The 24,307-nt window shown below is 56.5% G+C and carries 20 protein-coding genes and 1 pseudogene; 11 read left to right on the top strand and 10 right to left on the bottom strand.

The features are described 5' to 3' along the window. Window positions 1–16 precede the first annotated feature (16 nt). On the bottom strand, window positions 17–1,405 hold the full coding sequence (locus AC0V60_RS11395) for a PucC family protein (RefSeq protein ID WP_486178577.1): 1,389 nt from the start codon (window positions 1,403–1,405) through the stop codon (window positions 17–19). A 124-nt stretch (window positions 1,406–1,529) separates the two neighbouring features. Continuing rightward, window positions 1,530–2,735, bottom strand: a complete 1,206-nt coding sequence (locus tag AC0V60_RS11390) for a PQQ-dependent sugar dehydrogenase (RefSeq protein WP_486178576.1) — start codon at window positions 2,733–2,735, stop codon at window positions 1,530–1,532. 136 nt (window positions 2,736–2,871) lie between these two features. Here AC0V60_RS11390 and AC0V60_RS11385 point away from each other — a divergent pair, with 136 nt between their 5' ends. Further along, the gene (locus tag AC0V60_RS11385) at window positions 2,872–3,306 is read left to right on the top strand and encodes a hypothetical protein (protein WP_486178575.1); all 435 of its coding nucleotides are present in this window, start codon (window positions 2,872–2,874) and stop codon (window positions 3,304–3,306) included. 459 nt (window positions 3,307–3,765) lie between these two features. Here the strand turns inward: AC0V60_RS11385 and AC0V60_RS11380 are convergent, their stop codons facing one another. Next, window positions 3,766–5,307 carry an alanine/glycine:cation symporter family protein gene (locus tag AC0V60_RS11380; protein WP_486178574.1) on the bottom strand — a complete coding sequence of 514 codons (1,542 nt, stop codon included), beginning with the start codon at window positions 5,305–5,307 and terminating at the stop codon, window positions 3,766–3,768. 311 nt (window positions 5,308–5,618) lie between these two features. Between AC0V60_RS11380 and secE the strand changes: the two genes are divergently transcribed. Further along, window positions 5,619–5,846 carry a preprotein translocase subunit SecE gene (gene secE / locus AC0V60_RS11375; RefSeq protein ID WP_486178573.1) on the top strand — a complete coding sequence of 76 codons (228 nt, stop codon included), beginning with the start codon at window positions 5,619–5,621 and terminating at the stop codon, window positions 5,844–5,846. A gap of 37 nt (window positions 5,847–5,883) precedes the next feature. Then, window positions 5,884–6,420 carry a transcription termination/antitermination protein NusG gene (gene nusG / locus AC0V60_RS11370; protein WP_486178572.1) on the top strand — a complete coding sequence of 179 codons (537 nt, stop codon included), beginning with the start codon at window positions 5,884–5,886 and terminating at the stop codon, window positions 6,418–6,420. Between the two features lie 122 nt (window positions 6,421–6,542). Here nusG and AC0V60_RS11365 read toward each other — a convergent pair. Beyond that, window positions 6,543–7,172, bottom strand: a pseudogene (locus AC0V60_RS11365) (PspA/IM30 family protein); the annotation flags it as partial. Window positions 7,173–7,276: 104 nt separating this feature from the next. Here AC0V60_RS11365 and AC0V60_RS11360 point away from each other — a divergent pair. Beyond that, entirely contained in the window at window positions 7,277–7,468 is a 192-nt protein-coding gene (locus AC0V60_RS11360) for a hypothetical protein (protein WP_486178571.1), read from the top strand. On the opposite strand, the gene AC0V60_RS11355 is transcribed toward AC0V60_RS11360, so the two are convergent. Then, window positions 7,461–9,428 (bottom strand): hypothetical protein, encoded by a 1,968-nt coding sequence (locus AC0V60_RS11355; RefSeq protein ID WP_486178570.1) that lies wholly within the window; start codon window positions 9,426–9,428, stop codon window positions 7,461–7,463. The genes AC0V60_RS11360 and AC0V60_RS11355 overlap by 8 nt on opposite strands. Window positions 9,429–9,812: 384 nt before the next feature. On the opposite strand from AC0V60_RS11355, the gene rplK reads away from it, so the two are divergent. From rplK to AC0V60_RS11340, 3 genes are all read left to right on the top strand, one after another. Next, window positions 9,813–10,241: a 50S ribosomal protein L11 gene (gene rplK / locus AC0V60_RS11350; protein ID WP_486178569.1), complete on the top strand. Its 429-nt coding sequence runs from the start codon at window positions 9,813–9,815 to the stop codon at window positions 10,239–10,241. A gap of 4 nt (window positions 10,242–10,245) precedes the next feature. Next, entirely contained in the window at window positions 10,246–10,938 is a 693-nt protein-coding gene (gene rplA, locus AC0V60_RS11345) for a 50S ribosomal protein L1 (protein WP_486178568.1), read from the top strand. 161 nt (window positions 10,939–11,099) lie between these two features. Further along, window positions 11,100–12,020, top strand: a complete 921-nt coding sequence (locus tag AC0V60_RS11340; RefSeq protein WP_486178567.1) for a hypothetical protein — start codon at window positions 11,100–11,102, stop codon at window positions 12,018–12,020. Here AC0V60_RS11340 and AC0V60_RS11335 read toward each other — a convergent pair. Further along, the gene (locus tag AC0V60_RS11335; protein WP_486178566.1) at window positions 12,011–12,421 is read right to left on the bottom strand and encodes a hypothetical protein; all 411 of its coding nucleotides are present in this window, start codon (window positions 12,419–12,421) and stop codon (window positions 12,011–12,013) included. The two genes, AC0V60_RS11340 and AC0V60_RS11335, sit on opposite strands and share 10 nt — an antisense overlap. A gap of 60 nt (window positions 12,422–12,481) precedes the next feature. On the opposite strand from AC0V60_RS11335, the gene AC0V60_RS11330 reads away from it, so the two are divergent. Continuing rightward, window positions 12,482–13,486 carry a dienelactone hydrolase family protein gene (locus AC0V60_RS11330; protein WP_486178565.1) on the top strand — a complete coding sequence of 335 codons (1,005 nt, stop codon included), beginning with the start codon at window positions 12,482–12,484 and terminating at the stop codon, window positions 13,484–13,486. Window positions 13,487–13,508: 22 nt separating this feature from the next. On the opposite strand, the gene AC0V60_RS11325 is transcribed toward AC0V60_RS11330, so the two are convergent. Then, complete coding sequence (locus tag AC0V60_RS11325; RefSeq protein WP_486178564.1) at window positions 13,509–14,270, bottom strand: competence/damage-inducible protein A; 762 nt, start codon at window positions 14,268–14,270, stop codon at window positions 13,509–13,511. An 82-nt stretch (window positions 14,271–14,352) separates the two neighbouring features. Beyond that, window positions 14,353–15,864 (bottom strand): flavin-containing monooxygenase, encoded by a 1,512-nt coding sequence (locus AC0V60_RS11320; protein WP_486178563.1) that lies wholly within the window; start codon window positions 15,862–15,864, stop codon window positions 14,353–14,355. 138 nt (window positions 15,865–16,002) lie between these two features. Here AC0V60_RS11320 and AC0V60_RS11315 point away from each other — a divergent pair, with 138 nt between their 5' ends. Further along, on the top strand, window positions 16,003–18,018 hold the full coding sequence (locus tag AC0V60_RS11315) for a TonB-dependent receptor plug domain-containing protein (protein WP_486178562.1): 2,016 nt from the start codon (window positions 16,003–16,005) through the stop codon (window positions 18,016–18,018). Between the two features lie 195 nt (window positions 18,019–18,213). Then, window positions 18,214–20,787: a TonB-dependent receptor gene (locus AC0V60_RS11310; RefSeq protein ID WP_486178561.1), complete on the top strand. Its 2,574-nt coding sequence runs from the start codon at window positions 18,214–18,216 to the stop codon at window positions 20,785–20,787. Window positions 20,788–20,908: 121 nt separating this feature from the next. Here the strand turns inward: AC0V60_RS11310 and AC0V60_RS11305 are convergent, their stop codons facing one another. Together AC0V60_RS11305 and AC0V60_RS11300 are read right to left on the bottom strand one after the other, a co-directional pair. Then, window positions 20,909–22,072, bottom strand: a complete 1,164-nt coding sequence (locus tag AC0V60_RS11305) for an acyl-CoA dehydrogenase family protein (RefSeq protein ID WP_486178560.1) — start codon at window positions 22,070–22,072, stop codon at window positions 20,909–20,911. Window positions 22,073–22,140: 68 nt separating this feature from the next. Then, window positions 22,141–22,902, bottom strand: coding sequence for a crotonase/enoyl-CoA hydratase family protein (locus AC0V60_RS11300; RefSeq protein ID WP_486178559.1), 762 nt, complete (start codon window positions 22,900–22,902; stop codon window positions 22,141–22,143). A gap of 127 nt (window positions 22,903–23,029) precedes the next feature. On the opposite strand from AC0V60_RS11300, the gene AC0V60_RS11295 reads away from it, so the two are divergent. Then, window positions 23,030–24,298 carry an acetyl-CoA C-acetyltransferase gene (locus AC0V60_RS11295; protein ID WP_486178558.1) on the top strand — a complete coding sequence of 423 codons (1,269 nt, stop codon included), beginning with the start codon at window positions 23,030–23,032 and terminating at the stop codon, window positions 24,296–24,298. Window positions 24,299–24,307 lie beyond the last annotated feature (9 nt).

Raw genomic sequence — 24,307 nt, 5'->3', positions numbered from 1 at the left:
TTCATTCTGCGCAGCTCTAGCCCGCGCGCCGCATCATCGGGACCATGATGCATAGCGCGATGATCAGCAGCACAATTTCAAGCGAATAGACCATGAGATAGCCATTGGTGACCGCTGGCAGTGCGGTCTCCAATTGCAGGGCCTGCCCGGTATCACGCAGCGCTCCGCCCATCGCCGCACCAACGCCAGCAGCGGTCGCTTGCACCGCGCCCCATGCGCCGAGTGCCATGCCTATCTGGCCCTTGGGTGCGCTGCGCATAGTGGCGGTCAGCGTCCCATGCCCAAACAGACCTGCCCCGCAACCAATCAGCAAAATGCCGAGGCAAAACAGCGAGGACGAATGAAGGGGCGCGGCTCCAATCACCAGCGCAAAGCCGGGGAGTCCGACCACCGCGCCTATCGCTGACATTCTCGATGGGTCTCCCCCGCGCGTTAGGATATGTGAGGCAATGGCAAAGCCCGCCAACGTCCCGCCAGCAAGGATCGCGGTCAGCGTGGTGGTAGCGCCCACATCCATGCCCAGCACCTGACCGCCATACGGTTCGAGGACGACATCCGACATGGTGAAGGCCAGTGTCCCGATAGCGATCACTACCAGCCGCCTGATCGCACCCGCTTGGCCTGCGAAAAGGTCCCAGCTTTGCTTGAAAGAAGGCGCGGTCGCTGGTGTCTCTTTCATCAAATGCGGCGGCTTCATCGGCTCTTGTTTCCACACAGCAATGAAGTTCAAAGACACGGTGATCACAGCGCAGGCCTGAATGACCTGGATCAGGCGGCCAGGTGTGAACTCTGAAAGAAACCACCCAAAGCCAAGCGCTGCGGCGATTGAGCCCAAAAGAAGGCCCACATACATGAGCCCTACGACATTGGCCTGTTGATCCTCTCGTGCAAGATCGGTTGCAAGCGCCAGTCCGACTGTCTGGGTCATGTGGACGCCCGCGCCGACCAACAGGATTGCGACAGCGGCGCTGACTTGGCCGATCCAAGCTGGAAGCGTCACCGCCTGCATCTCTCCGCCCAGCACAAGCAGAGCAAACGGCATGATCGCCAGCCCCCCGAATTGGAGCATCGACCCGCGAAAGATAAACGGCACACGCCGCCAACCCAGCGCTGACACATGGGTATCGGATTGATGCCCTATTAGCGCGCGAAACGGAGCGATCAAAAGCGGGAGAGCGAGCATCACGCCGACGATGGTGGCAGCAACGCCAAGTTCAACAATCATCACCCGGTTGAGGGTCCCCACCAGAAGCGTAAGCGAGATCCCAACTGAGAACTGAACAAGTGACAATCGCAGGAGCCGGGAGAGCGGCAAATCCTTACTGGCCGCATCAGCGAAGGGAAGAAGCTTCGTCCCCCAGCGCATCCATAGCCCGGCTAGTTTTGTATCGAGCCGGCCCGCCAAATACGCTCTCCCCTACATAAGGCCCTCTCACGGGGCTCTCACAGGTTTTACGCTAGAAACTGTGAGACTGAAGGGCAAGTGTTGTGCGAGTGCTTGCAAGTGCCTGCCTGCGCTGGAGAGACGCCTATTGGGGCACCACACGCAAGATCCGGCTGGTCTCGCCTTCTTCCTCGGTCAGCAGATAGAGCATGCCATCGGGGCCGGTGCGAACATCGCGGAAACGCACATCGAGCTCTCCGAAAAGCTCTGCTTGCGCGCCAAGCGATCCATCTGCATTCATGTTGATATGGCGCACATGGCGCAGCGCAAGGGCTGAAAGAAACAGATCGCCCTCCCAATCGGGGAAGGGCGTGTCGGAAGAAGCTGGGCCTGAATATTGCGCAAAGCCAGACGGCGCGATGGAAGGCGTGAAGTGCACGAGCGATTGCTCGGTGCCTTCTAATGCCTCAAAAGGCGATACGCGCCCGCCCGAATAATCAAGCGCATAAGTGACTGCGGGCCAGCCGTAATTTGCGCCTTTCTTGATGTCGTTGACCTCATCGCCGCCAGCAGGGCCGTGCTCGTTTTCAAGCACGCGTCCGTCGGCGGCCACAAGAATGCCTTGCGGATTGCGGTGGCCGTAGGACCATATTTCGGGAAGCGCGCCTTCTTGGCCCACAAAGGGATTGTCAGATGGAACCGAACCATCGGCGTTAAGACGCACGATCTTGCCAAAGTGATTGTCCAGCGTTTGCGCTTCCTCGCGGAAGTGGAAGGCATCGCCCACTGGCATGAGCAAGGTGCCATCCGGCAAGAATGCGATACGTGCACCGTAGTGATTGCCTTGAATGCGGCTGGGCGAGGCGCGGAAGAGCTCTTCGCCGTTGGTGAGCGCGCCATCTGCATAAGAGAAGCGGGTCAATAAAAGCGTGTTCTCACCGGTCTCAAGAAGCCCGGTATAGGAGATATATATTTGGCTGTTCTCTTCAAACTCAGGGTGAAGAACCACGTCGAAAAGGCCCGCCTGGATTCCGCTCCCGAAATGGACAGGCGGAAATTCCCAGCTTGCTGTGAAGTCTTGAACGGTCTCTTGCGATCCGTCTGGTTTCACCAAAAGGAGTGATCCGGTGCGCTCAGTCACCAGCATATTGCCATCAGGAAGGAAAGCGAGCGACCACGGGTGATCAAGCCCCCCAGCGACTGTCTCAATCTCATAATTTACGGGGGCAGCATCCACACGGCCTGACGCTACGCTGGTTTTGTCGCCCGTTTGCGATGCGCCCTGATTAGAGCAAGCCGCAAGGGCCATTGTAGCCGCAGCCAAAGCAAGGGTGGTGGTGATTGCGCGCATTTCGGTGTCTCTTAAGATGGTTCTGGGTTCCCCCCGCGCTTATCAGGCGCAGGAGCCGATTTGTCCACCAGCCTGCGCATTGGGCTTGATCGCGCGGTCGATGCATCTAGTTTGCGCTTTCAAATTTGGAGAAAGAATGATGCGTGTAGTTCGCTGGATCGCAGCATTGATTATCGCAAGCCTCGGCACTTATGTGGTGGCCGTGATCGCGAATGCGCAGTTCGTAATCGGTGCGCACAATGTGCCCGTAAGCTTTGGTGATCGCATCAATATGACCGCTTTCGACATCTCCAATATGGTTCTCTATTTGGTGATCATCCTGGCTGCGCTGCTCCTTGGCTTTGCAATTGCGGCCCTGGTCAAGCGCTTCCTCCCCAAGCTCTCATCAGTCGCCTATCCCATTGCTGGTGCTGCGGCGCTCGGCATGGTTCTGGGGCTGATGTATATGCAGTTCCAAACCATTCCCATCAGCGGTGCACGCTCCGGACTGGGCTTTGCCTCGCAGGTTATTGCAGGCGGGATTGGCGGATGGATTTTTGCGCGTGTGCTTGGCGCTCCAAAAACCGCTTGAGGCATGGCAGGTGCCTCAAATCTAGGTAAAATCACAGATGTGCCAATTTGCACATCGCCCGCCATTGCCTCTCGGCAATATCGTCTCAGAGTTCAGCGATTCGAAGAAAAGGGAACGGGGCTAAAGCTCTCTCGATAGACCTGACTGCGATCTTACTGGGGGGTACGATTGCGACATCCTTTTTCTTCGTATCGTTGCTCGCGGCCCGACGCGGCGAAAGCGATTTCAATGCGTCCCGCTTTTGAGGCTTTGATCTTGGGGGCAATGGCTCAGGTTTTCAGCGGAGCAAAGGTGCGGGCGAACCCTCCCCGAAAGGGATCGTAGGAGCTGCTATTTCCAGTATTTGGAAGCAGCTTTTAGGGCTGCCATTTATTTGGGGGCAATAAGAAGGGGAGCGTTCTCGCGAGTAGAACGCTCCCCTTTTTTGGTCTTTTTCATCTGGTCCAAGAAGGCCAGACTTTAAGCATCTTCGGCCGTGTCGGTTTCGGTGGTGTTGTGGGTCTCGCCTGCGTCTTTGACCCCTTGAGCAAGTTTCAGCACGACACCCGAGAGCAACAGCAGTGCCAAAAGGTTTGGTAACGTCATAGCCGCGTTCGCGATATCGCCTAGACGCCACACGAAGTCCGATTGCTGGCTAGCGCCCGCGACGATCACCAAGCACCAGACCACTCGCCAGACAAGGTGCAGAACCTTCTCACCGCCCTCGCTGGTTCCCGGAATACGAGAATAGATAAATGTGATCGCGCGTTCACCGTAATAGCTCCAAGTTAGAAGCGTGGTGAAAACGAACAGGATGAGGACTAGGCTCACGATGACAGTTCCGATGGGCAATCCAACCACTTCAAGCGGGAGCGCTGTCCCGAACGAGCTAGCCGTCATTGCAAAGGGTTCCATCCCGGTTTGCCATGAATAGGTCACCATCGCAGAATTCGCAGCTTCGGGATCGACAGCAAAGCTTCCTTGCACCGTCAGGATAACAAGTGCCGTCATGGTGCACACTACAATCGTGTCGATGAAAGTGCCCAACATCGCCATCCGGCCTTGTTGCTGGGGGTCATCGGTCTGCGCCACTGCGTGGGCGATTGGGGTCGAACCTTGACCAGCTTCATTGGAGAACAGACCGCGAGCCACACCCGCACGAATTGCTAGGATCATCAATGCTCCTGCAAACCCGCCCGCAGCAGCGCTGGGGTTGAAGGCGTAGTAGAAGATTGAGCTAAATGTTGCCGGAATGAGCGACGCGTTCATGGTCAACACCACAACCGCAAGTACAATGTACAGCCCAGCCATGAACGGAATGACTTTCTCAGCCACGCTTCCGATGGATTTGATCCCGCCGATAATCACAACGAAGACAGCCACGGCAACAATCACGCCGCCGACAATCTCGGTAATACCAAAGAGCCCCTTGAGGCCATCAGCCACCGCGTTCGCTTGAATGGCGTTTCCTGTCACCAGTGCGGAAAACAGCAACATGATACAAAAGACGATCGCGAGCCAAGACCATTTGGGACCAAGACCCATCATAATATAGGTCATCGGCCCGCCTCTATATGCGCCCTCTGATGTCTTCTCCCGGTAACGAATTGCCAACGAGCCTTCAGCAAAAGCTAGTGCCATCCCGATGAGAGCTGTGATCCACATCCAAAAAATCGCGCCCGGCCCGCCAAGTGCAATCGCTGAGGCGACGCCGGCCAAGTTGCCGGTTCCTACCTGTCCAGACAGCGCGGTAGAAAGAGCAGCAAAAGGCGAAATTTCGCCCGCACCTTCTTTGCGTCGGCTTTTGAAAAGTCCCGCAATCGCCGCGGGCAGGTTGACGATGGGGTAAAAGCGAAGCTTGGCCATCATGAATAAGCCACCGCCAAGCAAAATGAGCGCCATCGGTGGGAAAGGTTGGCCACCAATCGTCAAAACGGCCTCATCCCCCCAGGTGCCGCCCCAAATGAAGTCCGCAATGTTTGTGACCAGTTCTAACGCCGGACTAGGTTCCGTTGTCGCCATTTTTACAAAATTCCCCGATTGCTTCCCATAATGCTGCGCCGGTCCGCTTCCATCGGCCCTTTGTCGCAGCTCAATGGCAGCTACGCTATCGCCGCCGGGCACGGCTGGCTAGGGAATAATGTTACGTCTTTGCGAAATTCTCCGTCTCAGACGGACGCTCTTGCCAATTGGCGGGAATCGCAGTACTCAGCGCTTAAATCCGACATTGGTAAGTTTCTTAGCCCCTCTGGACCTTGTTCCCGGCGGCGATGAGCCCTACCTGAAAGCCGGATACCGACACATTCACGCTAAGCACGCGAGAGACGAAACACATGGCTGACGCACAAAAGGCACCAGACGCGAAGAAGCGCAAGACTTCGATCCCTGAGTTCGTCAATCAGGTGCGCACAGAGACCAGCAAGGTGGTTTGGCCTACCCGTGATGAGACGATCCGCACCGCGATCTTCGTCTTCATCTTTATGGTGGTGCTCGCGCTGTTCTTCTTTGGCGTCGACAGTCTTTTCAATGCCGTCGTCAATTTCCTTCTGACGCTAGCTTAAGCGCTCTTTTGCGCTCCATTCTCAAGGACAATCTTCCATGTCTCGTTGGTACATCATCCACGCCTATTCCGGTTTTGAAAACAAGGTCAAAGAAGCGATCATCGCAGAAGCGGATCGCCTGGGCCTGACTGAGGGCGTCGAAGAAATCGAGGTCCCGACCGAAACCGTGACCGAGGTAAAGCGCGGCAAGAAGGTTCAGGTCGAGCGTAAGTTTATGCCGGGCTATGTGCTCGCGAAACTGCGGATGAACGATGACATTTATCACCTTGTGAAGAACACGCCCAAGGTGACGGGCTTTCTTGGCAACAACAACAAACCGCAACCGATCAGCGAGCGTGAAGCGGCGCGTTACTTTGGCGGCGTCGAAGAGGCGAAAGCTGCGCCTAAGCAAGACATTAGCGTTGATTATGAAATCGGCGATCAGGTCAAAGTGCTCGACGGACCATTTGCGAGCTTCAACGGCGTGGTTGAAGAACTCGACTTCGACAAAGCGAAGGTCAAGGTCAGCGTCTCAATCTTTGGCCGCGCAACGCCGGTTGAACTCGACTTTGAACAGGTTGAACTGGTTAAGTAGGATTGGTTCGGTGGCGAGGTCTGTGCCTCGCCATTTGGTCTTTCTGACGCATTAAGCGGCCTTTTTGCCGGGCTTTTTTTGGCAGGGCTTTTCCTGCGCGCTGGTTTTTGCGTCGATTCACTCTTCATTGCTGCAATCTCTGCGTCGACGACGCTTGCCCGGCGCATTTCTTCGATTTCTTTATCGACTGCGGCATCGCGGCGTCCGTTTGCGCTATCTTCGGTGGCAAAGTCGGCGCGCTTTTCCATTTGTGAAATGTGACTGCGGTAGCGTTCCGCCTTCGATTGGCCGCTAGGGCCGCTCGTACCAACGGATGCCCCGTCGGCTTCTCGCTGCTGTTTAGCCTTTGCCACCACTTCAGCGCGCTTTGCCTCTAGGTCGCTGATTGCGCTGTTGGCTTCGTCCAAATCATTGCCTGCACTGTCCAAATCCTCTTGCAGAGAGATCAGGTTCGCGCTGCATTCTTCGCGTGCGAGAAGCGCTTGGCGTGCCAAATCTTCGCGATCATGATCCATCGCGATTCGGGCTTTTTCGCTCCAGCTGGATTGGCGCAATTCCACTTGGCGGATTTGCGTTTCAAGGCGGGTTTTGCGCTGGCTGATGAGAGTGCGTTCCCCTTCGAGAGAGATAATTGCATTCTCGATTTCGCGCTGAAGACGACGAAGCATTCTTGCAGGATTGGATGACGTATCAATCGTGCTTGTTACGTTACTCGAAATCAATTCTTGCACATGTATCGCGACCCTTAGCATTCGTCCCTCCCAAAAAAATCGGTGGACAATGACTTATAGGGCAAGCGTTAACGCATAGTTTTACTTGTAAGGAAGAATCGCTTTTTTACTTATTCAGTTCAAGCATGAAAACCACACCCCGCATCTGTAATCGCAAGAAGCGCTTTGCCACCCGCGTTGCAGCCGAAGAGGTGGCTGCGTGCGCTAATGTGACGTTGCGCGTCTACAAATGCGGATTGTGCCGCAAATACCATCTGACGAGCCGGACGAAGGGCATGAAAAGCCTGCCCGCGCGCACGGTCAGACCGGTTACTTGACCCGAGCCCTTAACAGAACTTCGAAGCTGCGTTCGTCATCAAAGCCTTCGGGCATTGCCCCTCCGGGATTGATCCTCAGACGCCGGACGGCTGGATCGTAATCACCGTTGGGGCTGTAGCTGAAATCAGTGCCAGTGGTTTGTTCCGAATAGGTGATCTGGCCAGCCGTGCAGCAGGCAATTCCGGTCGCAGCGGCTCCCGTTCCATCGACAAAGGCAACAGGGACAGAGGTCGACCCGTCAAACGCGCCAGTCCAAAGTTCAAGCTCGGTTGGCAGGGTGTCGATGATCACAATTGTACCGGCGGTGATCTCCCCTCCGGGATTGGCAAATCGGATAGTGTAGGTCTGATCGGTGCCCGGTATGCGCTTCCCGCCAAATACGCTCGGGTCCGTAATTGCGCTCGTCTTTGAAAGGGTGGCCGGTACGTCAGGCGCGCGGCAGAATGGCGTATCGGCGAGGCTCGGGGCGCTGGCTGATGGTTGACCGATTGCTCCTTGTGTCGCGCCATTCGGTCGAAATTCTGGTAAAGAGAACGATGTGGTAATTCCGTTCGCTCCGCCTCTTGCAAAACTGGCACTTACTCCCCCACTGGTTGCGATAACGCCGCCGCCGCCGCCGCCGCCGGGGCCTTCGTGTTCAGTGCTTCGGATATTTTGATTGCCGCCATCGCCGCCATTGGCCGAAAGCGAGGCACCGATTAGGCCGCCCGACTGCACCACAATGGTGCCTCCTGCCCCGCCTCCGCCAGGTGCATCATTGTGGCCCGAGGAGGTGTTTTCGCCAGCTGTGCCATTGGCCTCGATTGTCCCGCCGCCGGTGATGGATCCAGCAGAGATAAAGATCATCCCTCCGCCATCGCCGCCTGCGCCTGCTGCGTTGTTATTGCCATCACCTGCGCCGCCGCCGCCGCCCAAAAAGAGCCGCCCGGTTGGATCAAATGTCAAAGGGCGACCACCAAGTCCGCCCAGTTCGCGCCGGAAATCATTGGCCCATCGTGCATCGCCCGGAGGAACAGTTAACGCGTCTTGGTTTTGGAAAGAGAATGTGTAGCCGCCGCGCCCGCCGCCCGATTGGTTCGTGTTGGCGTTCAATGTGGGATCAATGTTCCAAGCTTGCGCCCAAGTTGCATTGGAGTTGTCTGGCACACCTTGCCCACCCCAGCCATTTCCATTGTCACCATTGGCTCCGCCGCCGCCGCCTGCATTGTGACCATTGCCGCCACCACCGCCATTGGCAGGCGCGCCGCGTCCATAGAAATTGCCGCCGGGAAGCTCAGTGCGAAACCCTGCAATGCCCTCGCCTTTTTCTGCACCATTCATCGCCGCGTTGCTGCGATAGCCCATAAAGCTATTGCCGCTGGGCGTGGTCAGGTTATCGACGCCGCCGCCGCGAAACCCTCTGCCCGAGACGTTAATCGAACCGCTCACGGTCAACGTTTCCGACACGGTCATCGCAACGACGCCGCCTGTTGTGCCGTTCCATGTTGGTGCTGTGATTTGGCCGCTCACGGTAAGATTGCGAAATTGCGGCACGCGGATAACCTGCGCTTTGCCGTCGGCTGAGTAGCTGAACTCTAAGCCATTGCATGCGCCGCCAAAGGTATGAAGTTCAATAGTGTTGCCGCTAATCGAGCGCACTGTGTGAAATTCGTATCTGCCAGCGGACCCAATATTGGTGATTGCGCCGTAAGATGCGCTGTCTGCGCCCGAGATTGTTGCCCCTTGCGCTTGGTAAATCATCACGACATCGCCGGGTGAAAGCGAAGGCAGGTTGCCAGCTACGCTGTTTACACTAAGCTGTGTCGAGCCAGCGCTGGCTGAACCTGACAATGCGGCGTATTCGTTGACGACCTGTGTGCCCACTATGGTAACGTCGCCGTCTTTGCCCGGTGTTTCAGCCAAGGCCAAATGCGCAGCGAGCATGGCAAAGCCAGCGCAAAGCGCTCTTGCCAGTCGCATTAAGTGCAGGGCGTTGATAAAGCGGAACAAAGCCATGCCTGCTGATACGATAGGCTTGGTTAATACTTCGTCTACAATTCGCGCAATCACAGCGACTGAAACAGGAATTTACAATATGAAAGCGGTGTTTCGTGTCGCTCGGTGTAATCCGATCGCCGTTTCCGCAAATCGTTGAGCGCTTCGGTCTTGCCCCGAACGGATGCTTGCTGGCCCGATTTTCCTTGCGCGAACAACACAGGGCGCTAAAGGAGCGCGCTCGTGCAATTTGCGCGATTCCCGGAAGGGAGCCCGTGCGGGAGGTTGGCGATTTGCCGGCTGTTTGACCGCTTAACATGATCCCTCGCTGGAGACAGGGGGCGGAGACAGTGCGAAAGGAGGCCATCCATGGCCAAGAAAATCGAAGGCTTTATCAAGCTGCAAGTGCCAGCTGGTACTGCTAACCCCAGCCCGCCCATCGGCCCGGCTCTGGGTCAGCGCGGCGTCAACATCATGGAATTCTGTAAGGCGTTTAATGCTGCCACGCAGGATCTTGAGAAGAACGCCCCGATCCCCACCACGATCACGGTTTATGCTGACCGCTCGTTCACCTTCACCACCAAAACCCCGCCTGCATCTTACCTGCTTAAGAAAGCCGCTAAGATCAAATCGGGTTCTGGCGAGCCGAACAAGAACAAGGTCGGCAAGATCACCTCAGCTCAGGTCAAAGAGATTGCTGAGACGAAAATGAAAGATCTCAACGCGAACGATATCGAAGCCGCGATGAAGATCATTGAAGGCTCCGCTCGCGCGATGGGCCTCGAGGTGGAGGGCTAAGATCATGGCGAAACTGACGAAAAAGCAAAAAACCGTTGCTGAGCTCGACAATGACAAGCTCTACACCGTGGACGAAGCCATTGCGACACTGCGCGCGCACAAGGCGAAGTTTGACGAAACCGTTGAGCTGGCAATGAACCTCGGCGTTGATCCGCGTCACGCTGACCAGATGGTTCGCGGCATGGTCTCGCTGCCATCGGGCACGGGTAAAGACGTGAAAGTTGCTGTGTTTGCGCGCGGCGACAATGCTGAGAAAGCAACCGCTGCGGGCGCTGACAAAGTTGGCGCAGAAGACCTCATGGAAGACATGCAGGCAGGCAACCTTGATTATGACCGTGTAATCGCAACCCCTGACATGATGGGTGTGGTTGGCCGTTTGGGTAAAGTGCTTGGCCCTAAAGGCCTTATGCCTAACCCGAAGCTCGGCACGGTCACTCCTAACGTGGAGCAAGCCGTAAAGGATGCCAAAGGCGGCCAGGTTGAGTTCCGCGTTGAGAAAATGGGCATCATCCACACCGGCATCGGCAAGCTGTCATTTGACGATGCGGCTCTGAAGGCAAACTTCGAGGCGCTTACTCAAGCGGTTGTGAAAGCCAAGCCAACGGGCGCCAAAGGCAAATATGTGAAGAAAATCTCGCTGACCTCGACCATGGGGCCAGGCCTCAAGATCGACGCAGCTGAGGTCGAAGGCGCGTAAGCAACTTTGACTTAAATGAAATTTGTGGAAGGGGCTGGAAGCGTATCGCTTCCGGCCCCTTCTTTTGTGCCAGAGCAGGACGCGCAAGCCTTTACATCGTTTGCAGACCGTCTCTCGTGTACTCTCGATTGATCAACGAGTGAAATTACGAGGATCGCACGATGGCGCGTTTTGGATTGGTATTAGGCGGGCTGTTGATTGCGGCTCAAATGCCTGCTGGGTTGCACGCTCAAGAGGCGCCCCTGACGCGCGAGGTAACGCTCGAATACACTGGCCAATTGAGCGAAAGCGTCGAGGCAAACTCGCGCCGGGTTTCTGGAGGCGCAATATTTGGGGCGAACACTTCAACTTCGGGAATGGTATCGCGCCCGCTTGCAGACGATTTGCCCGCCTATCCGATCCAGGCGGGCGACGCATTCAAGCTTACGATAAGGGGCCAATTGCCAACGCTCACTGCGCTTGAGCAAAGCGGTGCGACGCCGGACCCTGATGGTATTTACCGTTTTCGAGTAAGCACCGGAAATGAGATTGGCGCTGGCCTCCAAGCGGGATCAATCGGTTCCATCGAAGTGAGCGAGCCGTTCCGCGCTGACATTGCGGCGGCGAATGTGAGTTTCGAGGTCGAATACAATCCCCAAACCGGCACCCATAGCGGCGGGTTTTTAAACACGGATGCGCCGAGTTTCGCTCAGGTTCGTGGCATCGAAATCCCGACCTATGAGTATGATGCAGCCTCTGATACTTATCGCGTTTGTGGCGGAAGCGCGGCTCCGGCCTGCGCGAGCGGTGTGGTGCCCTTGACTGATATCGCGAGCAGCCGGATTGGCGAAGGTGCTTTCAGCACAGTTCAGGCGCGCGTTCCCGGAGGAATTGAGGTGCAAAGCGTCCGTGAGCCGGACGAACGCGGGTTCTTTGATCTTTTGTTTGACGGCGTCTTTGACCTGTTTGTCTCAGAAGCCACGGGTTCTGGTTCAGGCGATGGGACGCCGGTTCCTGCGCCGCCGATGATAATGTTGTTTGGACTTGCAGCGTTTGGCATTCTTGCAGGACGCCGATGGGGCAAGGCGCCTACTCACCGATAATTTCGGCTACGCTCCGACCAAATCAGCATCACCAGGCCGGTGATGATCAGGATTGCGCAGCCCGACAACAGCCACGGGTTGATGAACCACTGGTCGCCCCACTCGAATTCGCCCTTGTTCATGCGCGCATAGCCGCCAAAATGCTGGGTGCCCCCCACGACGAGGCCGAACGCGGCGATCACGGCGGAAAGATAGCGGACCAGCCAAAAGCGCAAATCCGGGGCGAGGAGAAGCAGTCCCAGAAGACCGATCACAGTGCGCTGGACCCTGCAATAGGGGCAGTTGTAGACCAGATCGAGCAGGTCCACCGTCCATGTGCCTGCCGAGATGAGAATGGCGAATATTCCAACCCAAATGCGGTACGTGAGTAGGATTCTGGGCAAGTTTGCGAATGCTGTCATATGATCGCTCCAATTGGGGCGCGTCTAACACAGCTGAGGTGGCTGACAAGCGGCTGTTGCATGAAGCCTATCGACGAGAAGGCGAGACAAGCTAATGTGCACGCCATGGAGAGATTTCTGGAGAGACAAATCGTGTTTGCCAGCGGAGCCGTTGGTGAAGCGATAGAGTTTGAAAGCGCAAACCCTGCGAACTTTCATGACATTTTAAATGGGGCCAATGTTCCCCAGATCACGATTGATGGGAAGCTGTTTTTGCCGCCTGATCATGACGGCACGCCGCTACCATGCGTGATCGTCGTGCCGGGAAGTGTCGGCGTTGCGGAAAGCCATTTGATGCACACCGAAGCCTTGTGCGCGGCAGGGTACGCGGCGTTTATCGTCGATCCGTTTGGCGCGCGCTCGGTCGATGTGACTTATGACGATCAGACGCAATTTTCCTTTGCGGCGAGCGCTTATGATGTGCTCGCCGCCGTGAAGGCTATGGCTGCGCGGCCCGAAGTGGATGCATCGCGCATTGGTGTTCAGGGGCACAGCCGGGGCGGAGCCGCTGCGGTGCAAGCGGCCATGAAAGCGATGCAAAATGCCGCGCTTGGTCAGCCGCAGGCCATCAAAGCGGTCTACGGCGTCTATCCATGGGCGGGTCAGCAATTCCTCAATCCCGATATTGGCGATGTGACCATGCGGCTGGTGATCGGAGAGCAAGACAACTGGTGTTCGCCCCAGCAAGCACAAGGCTATGCGCAGGCAATCCGGCTGGCGAGTTCGGGAGAAGTTACCTTCAAGATGTACGCAGGCGCGCACCATTCCTATGACCGCAGGCAGGGCATGGAAGACTTCCCCACCGCCACCGTCGCGCCCCATGCACCCACGATCTATATTGATGATTCGGGAAGCTTTATTGACCCGATCAGCGGCGAGGCAAATCCACAAGGCACTGACCACGACTTCATGGTCTATGCCGCCAAAGCAGGCTTTATGGTGACGGGTGCAAGCCTTGGCTCAAGCGGGACGCTCGCCGATCAATTCCGGGAGGATATGTTGGGGTTTTGGAAGCGGACGCTCTAAAACCCGCACCTAAATCCAGCGCCTAAATCCCGCCCGGCGTGAAGTCCAAACCATTGGTCGCCAGCCCATCAGTGAGCGTATCAACCGCGCTCCTCACGGTTTCCGCATCGGTCGAACGGATCACAAAGTTCGCGCCCACACGGCCCTCGCGAAAGAAGGGGTAGGAGCCGATCTGGCAGTTTTCATGCGCTTCTTCCACCTCGCGAAGAAGGCCTGCCACTTCGCTTTCCGCGGTCCAGCATCCCACGGTTTCCGAAAGCAAAGGCGCACCGCCTTCAAGCTCGCCAGTGAGAGAATCGAGCATTCCAGCGGTGATGTGCGGAACGCCCGCCATCACAAAGATATTGCCATGGCGAATGCCGGGTGCGCCCGATTTCTTGTTGCGGATCAGCTCTGCGCCGTCGGGCACGCGCGCCATGCGAAGCCGCCCTTCATTGAGGCCGCCTTTACCAGAGTAATACCCCTCCAACATGGAACGCGCTTCGGGGTGGATGACGACTTCGACGCCGAGCGCCTTGGCGATAGCATCAACGGTGATGTCATCATGGGTCGGACCGATCCCGCCGGTGGTGAAGAGGTAGTCGTTCTCGCTACGCAGAGCATTCACAGCCTCGACAATTGTGTCCTCATCATCGGCCACCACGCGCACCTCGGCGAGGCGGATACCCTGCACTTGGAGCCAAGTTGCGATTTGGCCGATGTTCTTGTCGTGCGTGCGGCCCGACAGGATTTCGTCGCCGATAATGACTAGACCTGCGGTCCAGATTTTTTCCGAAGAGGTCATAGGTCTGAGGTAAGCAAAACTGCCCCTTGCGTAAGAGTATATGTCGCGGGCGGCCCGCAGTTAGCGCGCGCAAAAAGGAGCGCTATTCCGCCGCCTCAAGCTGTTCGTCAGCGCCTCGCACATTTGTGCCCGCATTGCTGAGGGTCAAAATACCGTCATCGACCGGGTCGTTGGCCAGCAGCTTGCGGTCGAGCACATATTCCTGATTGAGACGCCAAGGGTAGGCGGCCGCATTCTTGGGGTTGATGCCCTTGCCGCGTTCGAGATAGCCGCTCGAATAATCGCCGAAGATGTCTTCTTCCTCGATATTGGCTTCCATCGCAGGTGTCATAACCGGATTGGCTATATCAGCACCCTTTGCGCGCATTTTGCGCAGCACCCGGCACACGTAATCGGCATTGATATCAACCCTAAGGGTCCAGCTTGCGTTGATGTAGCCGAACACCACTGCCAAGTTGGGCAGGTTTGAATACATGCAGCCCTTGTAATAATAGCGCTGCGAGAAATCGACGGGCTCATTATTGACGCTCACCGCGATCTTGCCCGCGATGGCGAGCTTAAGACCGGTTGCGGTAACGATGATGTCCGCTTCGAGAAGCTCGCCTGATTTCAGGCGGATGCCGTCTTTCTCGAACGCTTCGATATGGCCTGTGACCACTTGCGCCTTGCCTGCTTTCATCGCCTCGAACAAATCATCGTCAGGCACAAGGCAAAGGCGCTGTTCCCAAGGGTTGTAGGGCGGCGTGAAAGCGGCTTTGTCATACCCGGACCCGAGCGCTTTTTCGATGCCTTTGTAGAGCGTCTTTTTGAGCTTTTCCGGTTGGTTGCGTGCGCGCTTAAACGCGAAATCCTGCATCCGGATATTCTTAAACCGTGTGATCGCATAGGCCGCGCGGTCAGGGAGCACTTTGCGAAGGAAGTTTGCAAAGCCATCCTTTGCAGGGCGCGCAAACATCCAAGTCGGCGTGCGCTGAAGCATGGTCACCTTTTCGGCCTTGTCTGACATCGACGGGACAATTGTCACCGCCGTCGCGCCCGAACCAATCACAACGACTTTCTTGCCAGTGTAATCGAGGTCTTCTGGCCAGAACTGCGGGTGGATCACCTGGCCCTCGAACTCGCCCAGCTCAAAGCCTGCATCATGCGGCTCGTCATAGTCGTAATAGCCGCTACCCAGATACAAGAAGTTCGCCGTCAAAAGCGTGCGCGAGCCATCAGAAAGCTCCATCTCGACATGCCAGCGCGCTTCGTCTTCGCGGAAATTGGCGCTGATGACTTTATGGCCGAAACGAATGCGCTCACGGATTTTGCGGTCGTCGACAATCTTGTTGAGATACTCGAGGATAGCAGGCGCATCCGCTATACTTTTTTCGTGGCGCCAGGGTTCAAACTCAAAGCCCAGCGTATGCATATCGCTGTCCGAGCGGATACCGGGATACCGAAACAGGTCCCATGTGCCGCCCAGATTTTCGCGCTGTTCCACAATCGCAAAGGTGTGGTTCGGTGTCTTCATTTGCATGTGGGCTGCCATACCGATGCCCGAAATGCCTGCACCGACGATGAGTACGTCGAAATCCGGTGGTGTCGCTAACATGGTTTGTCTCTCTCTAGTTGCCGCAAAGGTAAGCACATAGGCGCTGCAAAAGCGAGTCATGATTGCAATTAGCAACTGAGTTCTGCGCCTCCAGCAGGGCTTGCTTATTGGATGAGGAAGGCGCTAGGCGCTGGCGCCATGAAGACCCCCTTGAGGCTTACAGCCACGTCAATCTTTGCGTTGTGTGTTCCTTCCTCTGCGTTCGCGCAGGACGATAGCGATGAATCCGAAATCGTCGTAACAGGCGAGGGGCTAGAGCCCTCGCTATCAAATTCCATCTACTCTGTTAGCGAAATTGAGCGCGAGGCGATTGTTTCGACTGGCTCCGGGCGGCTGGAAGATGTGCTTTCAAATGTAGCAGGTTTTCAGCAATTTCGAAGGTCCGACAGCCGTTCTTCCAATCCAACCGCGCAAGGTGTCACATTGCGCGCATTGGGCGGCAATGCTACGAGCCGGGCGCTGGTTCTGCTGGACGGGGTGCCGGTTGCCGATCCGTTCTTTGGCTATATTCCGTTTTCCTCGATCTCGCCTGATGCGCTATCCAATATTCGCGTGACGCGCGGTGGCGGATCGGGGCCTTTCGGCGCCGGTGCGTTAGCAGGCACAATTGAACTGGAAAGCGCAGGGCCGCAAACTTTGGGTCAAGGCACGGCGAGCCTCCTTATCAATGACCGCGAAGAAACCGAGCTTACCGGCGCTTTGGCACAAGCATTGGGCGGAGGGTTTGCGGTTGTCAGCGGGCGCTGGGACAGGGGGCAGGGGTTCTTCACCACGCCTGATGATCAACGAGTGCCAGCCAGCGTTCGTGCCGCTTTCGACAGCTGGCAAGTGGGGCTTCGCGCGGTTGCTCCGATTTCTCCCGATGTTGAGCTTCAGGCGCGGGTAAGCGCATTTGATGATGGACGCACGCTTAGGCTTGAGGGGGCGAATTCGAACCACCGCGGACAGGATGCAAGCTTGCGTATAGTGGGCCGCGGTGAGTGGCAGTTTGATGCGCTTGGCTATGTGCAGGCGCGCAACTTCGACAATATCATCATCAGCTCGACCCGCTTTGTGAAAGTGCTCGATCAGCGCAACACCCCTTCCACCGGGCTCGGCGGCAAGATCGAACTGCGCCCACCAGTGGCCGAGGGCCATGATGTGCGGATCGGCGCCGACTACCGCCGCAGCGATGGCGAACTTCAAGAAGACGCGTTTAGCGCCTTCACTGGAAATTTGCGCGAAAGCCGCCGTGCTGGCGGTGTGAATTCAAACCTCGGTTTCTTTCTGGAAGATGATTGGTCGATTGGTCCAATTGTCCTTACCGGCGGTCTTCGCGCTGACCACACCCGCATAGAAGATGGCTTTTTCAAAGCGGTGGATGCCAACGGTGTATTGGTGAGCGAAACCATTGCGCCCGACCGCTCCGACTGGGCGGTCAGCTGGCGGGCTGGAGGGACAATCAACGCAGCGCGCGGGATAAACATCAGGGCAGCAGCCTACACCGGACTTCGCTTGCCGACATTGAATGAGCTTTACCGCCCATTTGTTGTCTTTCCGGTTGTCACACAAGCGAACCCAGCGCTCGAGAACGAACGGCTCGTAGGGTTTGAGGTTGGCGCCGACTGGCGGCCATCCAGCAATGCGTCATTCTCGATTACTGCATTCGACAACCGAGTGAAGAACGCAATTGCCAACGTCACACTCGAGCCCAATCTGCGGCAACGCCAGAACTTGCCAGCGATTGATGCGCAGGGGATCGAAGGCGCATTTGCCGCCGAAATGGGAATGTTGAGCCTTGATGCCTCGCTTGCTTATACCGATGCGACCATTGACGGTCAGGATGCCTCGGTCGCGCTCGATGGCAATCGCCCGCCGCAAACCCCAGAGTTTTCGGCCTCCGCGACGCTCGCGTGGGAGCCTTCGCGGGGCGCTCGTCTTGCGGGCACACTGCGCCATGTGAGCGCGCAGTTTGAAGACGACCAGGAGACCGACAGTCTGCCTGCGGCAACTACGCTGGATCTTTTTGCAAGCGTCCCGCTCAGCGATAGAATATCGGTAGTTGCAAGGGCCGAAAACGTGTTCGACGAAAAAATCGTGACCCGCAATTCTGGCGGTGCAATTGACTTGGGCGTGCCAAGAACCGTGTGGCTCGGAGTGCGAGTTGGGCTTTAAAGCCGCCTCTTCTTCGAAGCACTACTGGCTACCTTTGCACAAGGCAGGGCACATACTGCGATGCGATGAAATTTGTGGCATAATTACACCACTGCCGCAGTAACTGGCTCAAAAGGCTTGGCACTGGCGAAAGCCCTGATAGTCTCTCCAACAGAACCGTGCGAGCACCAGTTCGGACGGATGTGGAGAGAGAATATGACGCGTAAGTTCGCAACTTACGCTGCAGGCCTTATGGCATGCAGCGCATTCACCGCCCCAGCACTGGCGCAAGATGCAGAGCAAGCGGCTGAGGAACTTCAAACACCCGAAGATAATGTAATCATTGTGACGGCAACGCGCCGTGCACAAGATGTGCAAGACATTCCGCTGGCGGTGACCGCGGTGGGCCCGGCCCAGCTTGAACGCCAAGGTGTGAACGAGATCCGCGACGTCACCGCGGTTGCGCCAAGCTTCTCCAGTACGACTGCACAAACCGCGGCGGGTTCTGTGGTGCTTCGTGTGCGCGGTGTCGGCACGACCTCTAACAACATCGGGTTTGAGTCTGCCGTCGGCATTTTCATTGATGGCGCGTATCAATCGCGTCCCGGCGTTGCCCTTGGCGAGTTTGTCGATATCGAACGGGTTGAGGTTTTGCGCGGGCCGCAGGGCACTTTGTTTGGACGCAACACCTCGGCAGGCGCGTTGAATATTACGACTGTTCGCCCCGACCTGGGGGAATTCAGCGGGTTTGCAAATGCCACATATGGCCGGTTTGACGAGATTGCCCTTCAAGGGGCAGTCAACTTGCCGCTGGTGGAGGATACGCTCGCGGTGCGCCTCACCGGAGCTTACCGTGAGCGTGATGGCGCAATTGCCGTCGTCGATGCAACCGGCACTGAGTTCGACGATACCAATGACATTGACCGCTATCTTGTTCGTGGTCAGGTCGGTTGGGAAACCGATAGCGGCTTTAGAGGCCGGATCATCGGTGACTACTCGAACAACCAATCGAGCGCAGGCGTCGCCACGCAGGTTTTTGAAACGCCAATCGCTCCGTTTTACGCGGCAGTCGGCCTTCCGGGGAACGGTGGTCAGCCTTTGGGCAACTTTGCGACCACACCATTCGACCAGGAAGGATTTGATGAAGCGGCCCAAGACCGTGCCGTGGCCGCAAATTTCGCCCCAAGGGCAGACGTCGATAACTGGGGCATTCTTGGAGAGTTCGAACACCCGATTGGTGACAACGCGGAGGCGATCTTCATTGCGTCCTACCGCGAATTTGATGCGGAAGAGTTTTACGATTCGGACTTTTCTGCGGCCGATGTATTCAACGTCGAACTGCTGACCGAGATCGAGACCTTCACCGCCGAACTGCGTTTTCAAGGTGAAGCGCTTGATGGCCGTTTGAACTGGCTCGTTGGCGGCTATTATTCGGACGAACAAATCGAGGCGAACAACTCGTTTATCCTCGCAGAAGACTACGGCGAGTATATCGGCGCATTGTTTGCAGGGCTTTCAGGCGGTGCAACGCTCGGAACACTGGGGGCCAATCCTCTTACCGCGCTTACCGGCTTTGACCCGAATGGATCGTTCAGCACAAATCAGTTCACGCAGGAAGCGGAGAGCTGGTCGATCTTTACGCATAACACTTTCGAGATAACCGATGGCCTCGAATTTACAGCTGGCCTTCGTTACACCGATGAAAGCAAATCGGGCGGGTTTAATCAGGTCGCGAACACCAATAACGTTTGCAACGCCCTTATTCCTGGCTTCCTCGATGGGTCTATTCCAGGAGCTTTGGGTCCGCTTGCACCGCTCGCATTGGGAACCGGGTGTTTTGGCTTCACTGCCCCGGCCGATGTTCCAGCGTCAGCGGTTCTGCCCCTGCCTCAGACATTCCAGGCCGATTTCGATGATGACGAGCTTATCTACACCCTTAAATTGGGTTACGAAATCACGCCCGATATCAGCTCTTATGCAAGCTTTACGCACGGTATTAAGGCGGGCGGTATCAACCTTGATACAACCGCAGGTGTTCTGGGCGCAGATCCCACCTTCCTTTCTGAGGAAGTCGATGCATATGAAATCGGTCTCAAAGCGCGTTTGCTTGATGACGCGGTGACTTTGAACCTCGCTGGTTTCCATCAGGAGTTTACAAACTTCCAGGTTCTGGAATTCACCGGGGCAGCGTTCCAATCGTTTAACGTGCCCGAAGCGCTCACAACGGGTGTGGAAATTGAAAGCGTCGTTCGCCCGAGCGACAATTGGACCTTCAACCTTGGCGCAACGATCCTCGATGCGCGTTATCCTGATGATTGCGCAGGCGACCAGACCAGCGTGACGGTTCTGTCGCTGTGCGGCAATGACCTCACCAATGCGGCAGAAATTACGGCGATTGCCGGGGCTCTGTATGAAACCGAACTCAGCGACACACTTGAGTTCTTCGCCGGAGGGCAAGTCCGGTTCGTGTCAGATGAGCGGACATCGACACAGGCAATCGTCCCGCCAGCACAAGGGGCAACCGTCGCTGAAACGCAGGCTGCGATAGATGCGGCGCCGCTGATTGTGGCCGATGTTCAGGATTCGAACATCAAGATCAATCTGCGCGCTGGTATTCGCACCTTTGATGAACGCATTTCGCTTGAATTTTACGTCCTAAACTTGACCGATGAGGTCACACGGGGCGTGACGTTTAACAATGTTCTTCGCGGGACCGGCGCGATCAATGCACGCTCCAGCTTCACGCTTGAGCCTCGCACCTATGGCGCGACGATCCGGACGAAGTTCTAAGCGTTCCATACCAATTACGAAGAGGGTGATCCGGGCAGCCGGGTCACCCTTTTTTTGACGTTAAACAAAAAGGCCGCCCGGTTTCCCGAGCGGCCTTTTTTAATGTCTGCGATGGGTCAGCCTACATACTGCGCGCGATCAACATCTTCATCACTTCATTAGACCCGCCAAAGATGCGCGTGATGCGGCTATCGCGGTACATTTTGGCGATGGGGTATTCGTTGATGTAGCCAGCACCGCCGTGCAGTTGCAGACATTTGTCGACGACCTCGCCTTGCAGCTCAGTGCACCAATATTTGGCCATCGAGGCGGTTGCCACATCAAGCTCGCCTTTCAGCAGCCTTGCGATGCAATCATTGACGAACACCCGCGCCGCTGTCCCGCGCGCTTTTAGATCGGCCAGAACGAACTGGGTGTTCTGGAAGTCCCAGATGGTCTGACCAAAGGCCTTGCGCGATTTCACATACTCGACTGTTGTGTCGAGCGCTTTTTCGATGCCGGTGCACGCGCCCATGGCGATCACGAGGCGTTCCTGCGGAAGCTCGCCCATCAGCTGGTAGAAACCTTTGCCTTCCACCCCGCCAAGGACGTTTTCAGCAGGCACAAACACATTGTCGAAGAACAATTCAGAGGTGTCGGCTGCATCAAGCCCGATTTTGTCGAGTTTCTTGCCGCGTTCGAACCCTTCGGCCCCTTCCGTTTCAAGCAGCATCAAGGAGATACCCTTGGCGCGCTCGTTCGGGTCGGTCTTTGCGACAACCACGATGAAGTCAGCGGTCTGACCGTTAGAGATATAGGTTTTGGACCCATTGATCCGGTAGCCATTGCCGTCTTTCAGCGCCGTAGTGGTGATCGATTGAAGGTCAGAGCCTACGCCCGGCTCAGTCATGGCAATCGCGCTGACCAGCTCGCCGGTGACGAGCTTTGGCAGGTATTTCTGCTTTTGCTCTTCGGTGCCGTGCCGCACCAGATAGGGCAGGATGATGGTATTGTGCAGGCTTGCCGCAAAGCCATCGACATCGTGTTTCGCCTGTTGGTCAATCACGACCATATCGTGGCGAAAGTCGCCGCCGTGGCCGCCATATGCTTCGGGAACCGAAACGCCGAGGAGCCCGGCGGCGCCTGCTTCGTTCCAGAACTCGCGCTCAACCTGGCCATTGTCGCGCCATGTCTGAACGCGCTTTTGCGGGGCGTGTTGCTGATAAAATTTGCCTACCGCGTCTGCGAAGATCGAAATCTCTTCGTCTTCCATAAACTCAGGCTGGGGCACGTCGATGACGGGCATGTCTCTCTCCTAAAATCGTAAAGCGAGTTACGAAGGGGCGTCCATCAAGTACGGTCCCCGACGTCAAATCACTTGCCCTTCCAATTGGGAGCGCGCTTCTCTGCAAATGCGGCTGCGCCTTCGCGGGCGTCTTCTGACACAAACACAGGCGCGATAAGCTTGCCTTGATTGGTGTAGCGATCTTCCATCGCCCATGCGCGCGATTCTTTGATGATCTGCTTTGACACACGCACAGCGAGCGGACCATTGGCGGCAATCTTGGCTGCGAGCGCTTTTGCGCCTTCGAGTGCAGAACCCTCGGTTACCGTGTTGATAAGGCCAAGCTCATAAGCGCGGGACGCATCAATGAAATCGCCGGTGAGCGATAGTTCCATCGCAATCCGCTCTGGGATTTGGTCAGGCAGCATCATCACCCCGCCGGCTGCTGCGACAAGTCCGCGCTTCACTTCGGGAATGCCGAATTTCGAGCCTGAATTGGCGACCACAAGATCGCACGCAATCATCAGCTCTAGCCCGCCAGCAAGCGCGTAACCTTCAACCGCTGCGATCAAAGGCTTGGAAGGGGGAGCCTGGACAACGCCGCCAAATCCGCGTCCTTCAACGCTGGGTGTTTCGCCGCGAAGGAAGCCTTTAAGGTCCATGCCCGAGCAGAAAGTTCCGCCAGCGCCCGTCAGAATGCCAACGCGCAGATCGTCTTCAGCATCGAGGCGGTCCATGGCTGCCGCAATCCCTTCAGCCGCTGCCTTGGTCATGGCGTTTTTCGCCTCTGGACGGTTGATCGTGACGATCAACACGCCGTCTTCAACCTGTGTCAGAACTTCCTCGCTCATCGTGAGCTCTCCCTATCACTTTTGAGATTTCAAATTAAAACTCAATTCTTGTGTCTGAAGTGCAGACGCTTTACGCACCCGTCAACCGCATTTTCAATAAAAACGAATTCTAGGGAAGAGAGATACCATGGCCGAAGCATACATCGTCGACGCAGTGCGCACCCCGCGCGGAATTGGCAAAGTTGGCAAAGGCGCGCTCGCAGGCGAACACCCACAGCATCTCGCCGCGACCTGTCTCAAAGCGATTGCAGAACGCAATAGCCTCGACACCGCAACGGTTGGCGATGTGATTTGGTCAACCTCTTCACAAGAAGGCAAGCAAGGCGGCGACATGGGCCGCATGGCGGCGCTTGATGCGGGCTATGATGTGACCTCTTCTGGCATGACGCTTGACCGTTTCTGCGGCGGCGGCATCACCAGCGTCAACCTCGCAGCCGCGCTTATCATGAGCGGTATGGAAGACTGCGTTGTTGCAGGCGGCACCGAAATGATGAGCCTGACCTCCTCGATGATGCAGGAAAAGATGCAAGCGGGCATCATGCCGCTTGGCATGGGCAGCGGCAATGAACGCCTCGCCAAAACTCATCCTCAAACGCAGCAAGGCATTTGCGGCGATGCGATTGCCACTATCGAAGGCTTCACCCGCGAAGAGCTCGATATGGTCGCGTTCAAAAGCCAAGAGAATGCCGCGCGCGCAATCGAAGAAGGTCGCTTTGATAAGTCCATCGTCCCGGTGCTCGATGATGACGGCAATGTCATTCTCGACAAGGAAGAGTTTCCAAAGCCCGGCACGACCATGGAAATCCTTGGCGGATTGCCTGCGTCATTTGAAAAAATGGCCGGCATGTCGATGGGCGAAGGCAAGCCAACCTTTGTTGGCATGATCAATCAGAAATACCCCGATGTAGAGGTCAAGCACTTCCACGGTCCGGGCAACTCATCAGGCGTTGTTGACGGCGCTGCTGCTGTGCTGGTTTGTTCCAAGGAATATTGCGAAGCCAATGGCCTAAAACCACGCGCCCGCATTGTTGCAACCGCCAACCAAGGCGATTGCCCAACACTCATGCTGAACGCGCCGGTTCCGGCAGCCAAGAAAGTGCTCGAAAAGGCGGGTCTTACCACCGATGATATCGACCTGTTCGAAATCAACGAGGCCTTCGCAGTCGTCACTGCCAAGTTCATGAAAGATTTGGATCTTGGCTGGGACAAGGTGAATGTGAACGGCGGTTCTATCGCTTTGGGTCACCCGATCGGTGCTACCGGTTCGATCCTAATCGGCACCATCGTTGATGAGCTTGAGCGCCGAGAGGGTCGCTATGGCCTTGTCACCATGTGTGCAGCGGGCGGTATGGCGCCCGCGATCATCGTTGAGCGTGTCGAAGACTTCGTAGACTAGAGGCGCATT

It is taken from the genome of Erythrobacter sp. S259 (assembly GCF_057364965.1).
Note: the sequence above shows the minus strand (reverse complement) of the source record. Positions and strands in the feature narration are given on the sequence as shown.

Bases quoted from the DNA above. Each gene is read 5' to 3' on its own strand.
- AC0V60_RS11315 (WP_486178562.1), top strand. From the start codon at position 16,003: ATGAAGACCCCCTTGAGGCTTACAGCCACGTCAATCTTTGCGTTGTGT.
- AC0V60_RS11340 (WP_486178567.1), top strand. From the start codon at position 11,100: ATGGCGCGTTTTGGATTGGTATTAGGCGGGCTGTTGATTGCGGCTCAA.
- AC0V60_RS11330 (WP_486178565.1), top strand. From the start codon at position 12,482: ATGAAGCCTATCGACGAGAAGGCGAGACAAGCTAATGTGCACGCCATG.
- AC0V60_RS11320 (WP_486178563.1), bottom strand. From the start codon at position 15,864: ATGTTAGCGACACCACCGGATTTCGACGTACTCATCGTCGGTGCAGGC.
- rplA (WP_486178568.1), top strand. From the start codon at position 10,246: ATGGCGAAACTGACGAAAAAGCAAAAAACCGTTGCTGAGCTCGACAAT.
- AC0V60_RS11310 (WP_486178561.1), top strand. From the start codon at position 18,214: ATGACGCGTAAGTTCGCAACTTACGCTGCAGGCCTTATGGCATGCAGC.
- AC0V60_RS11380 (WP_486178574.1), bottom strand. From the start codon at position 5,307: ATGGCGACAACGGAACCTAGTCCGGCGTTAGAACTGGTCACAAACATT.
- AC0V60_RS11325 (WP_486178564.1), bottom strand. From the start codon at position 14,270: ATGACCTCTTCGGAAAAAATCTGGACCGCAGGTCTAGTCATTATCGGC.
- rplK (WP_486178569.1), top strand. From the start codon at position 9,813: ATGGCCAAGAAAATCGAAGGCTTTATCAAGCTGCAAGTGCCAGCTGGT.
- AC0V60_RS11305 (WP_486178560.1), bottom strand. From the start codon at position 22,072: ATGCCCGTCATCGACGTGCCCCAGCCTGAGTTTATGGAAGACGAAGAG.
- AC0V60_RS11385 (WP_486178575.1), top strand. From the start codon at position 2,872: ATGATGCGTGTAGTTCGCTGGATCGCAGCATTGATTATCGCAAGCCTC.
- nusG (WP_486178572.1), top strand. From the start codon at position 5,884: ATGTCTCGTTGGTACATCATCCACGCCTATTCCGGTTTTGAAAACAAG.
- AC0V60_RS11300 (WP_486178559.1), bottom strand. From the start codon at position 22,902: ATGAGCGAGGAAGTTCTGACACAGGTTGAAGACGGCGTGTTGATCGTC.
- secE (WP_486178573.1), top strand. From the start codon at position 5,619: ATGGCTGACGCACAAAAGGCACCAGACGCGAAGAAGCGCAAGACTTCG.
- AC0V60_RS11390 (WP_486178576.1), bottom strand. From the start codon at position 2,735: ATGCGCGCAATCACCACCACCCTTGCTTTGGCTGCGGCTACAATGGCC.
- AC0V60_RS11355 (WP_486178570.1), bottom strand. From the start codon at position 9,428: ATGCGACTGGCAAGAGCGCTTTGCGCTGGCTTTGCCATGCTCGCTGCG.
- AC0V60_RS11295 (WP_486178558.1), top strand. From the start codon at position 23,030: ATGGCCGAAGCATACATCGTCGACGCAGTGCGCACCCCGCGCGGAATT.
- AC0V60_RS11360 (WP_486178571.1), top strand. From the start codon at position 7,277: ATGAAAACCACACCCCGCATCTGTAATCGCAAGAAGCGCTTTGCCACC.
- AC0V60_RS11335 (WP_486178566.1), bottom strand. From the start codon at position 12,421: ATGACAGCATTCGCAAACTTGCCCAGAATCCTACTCACGTACCGCATT.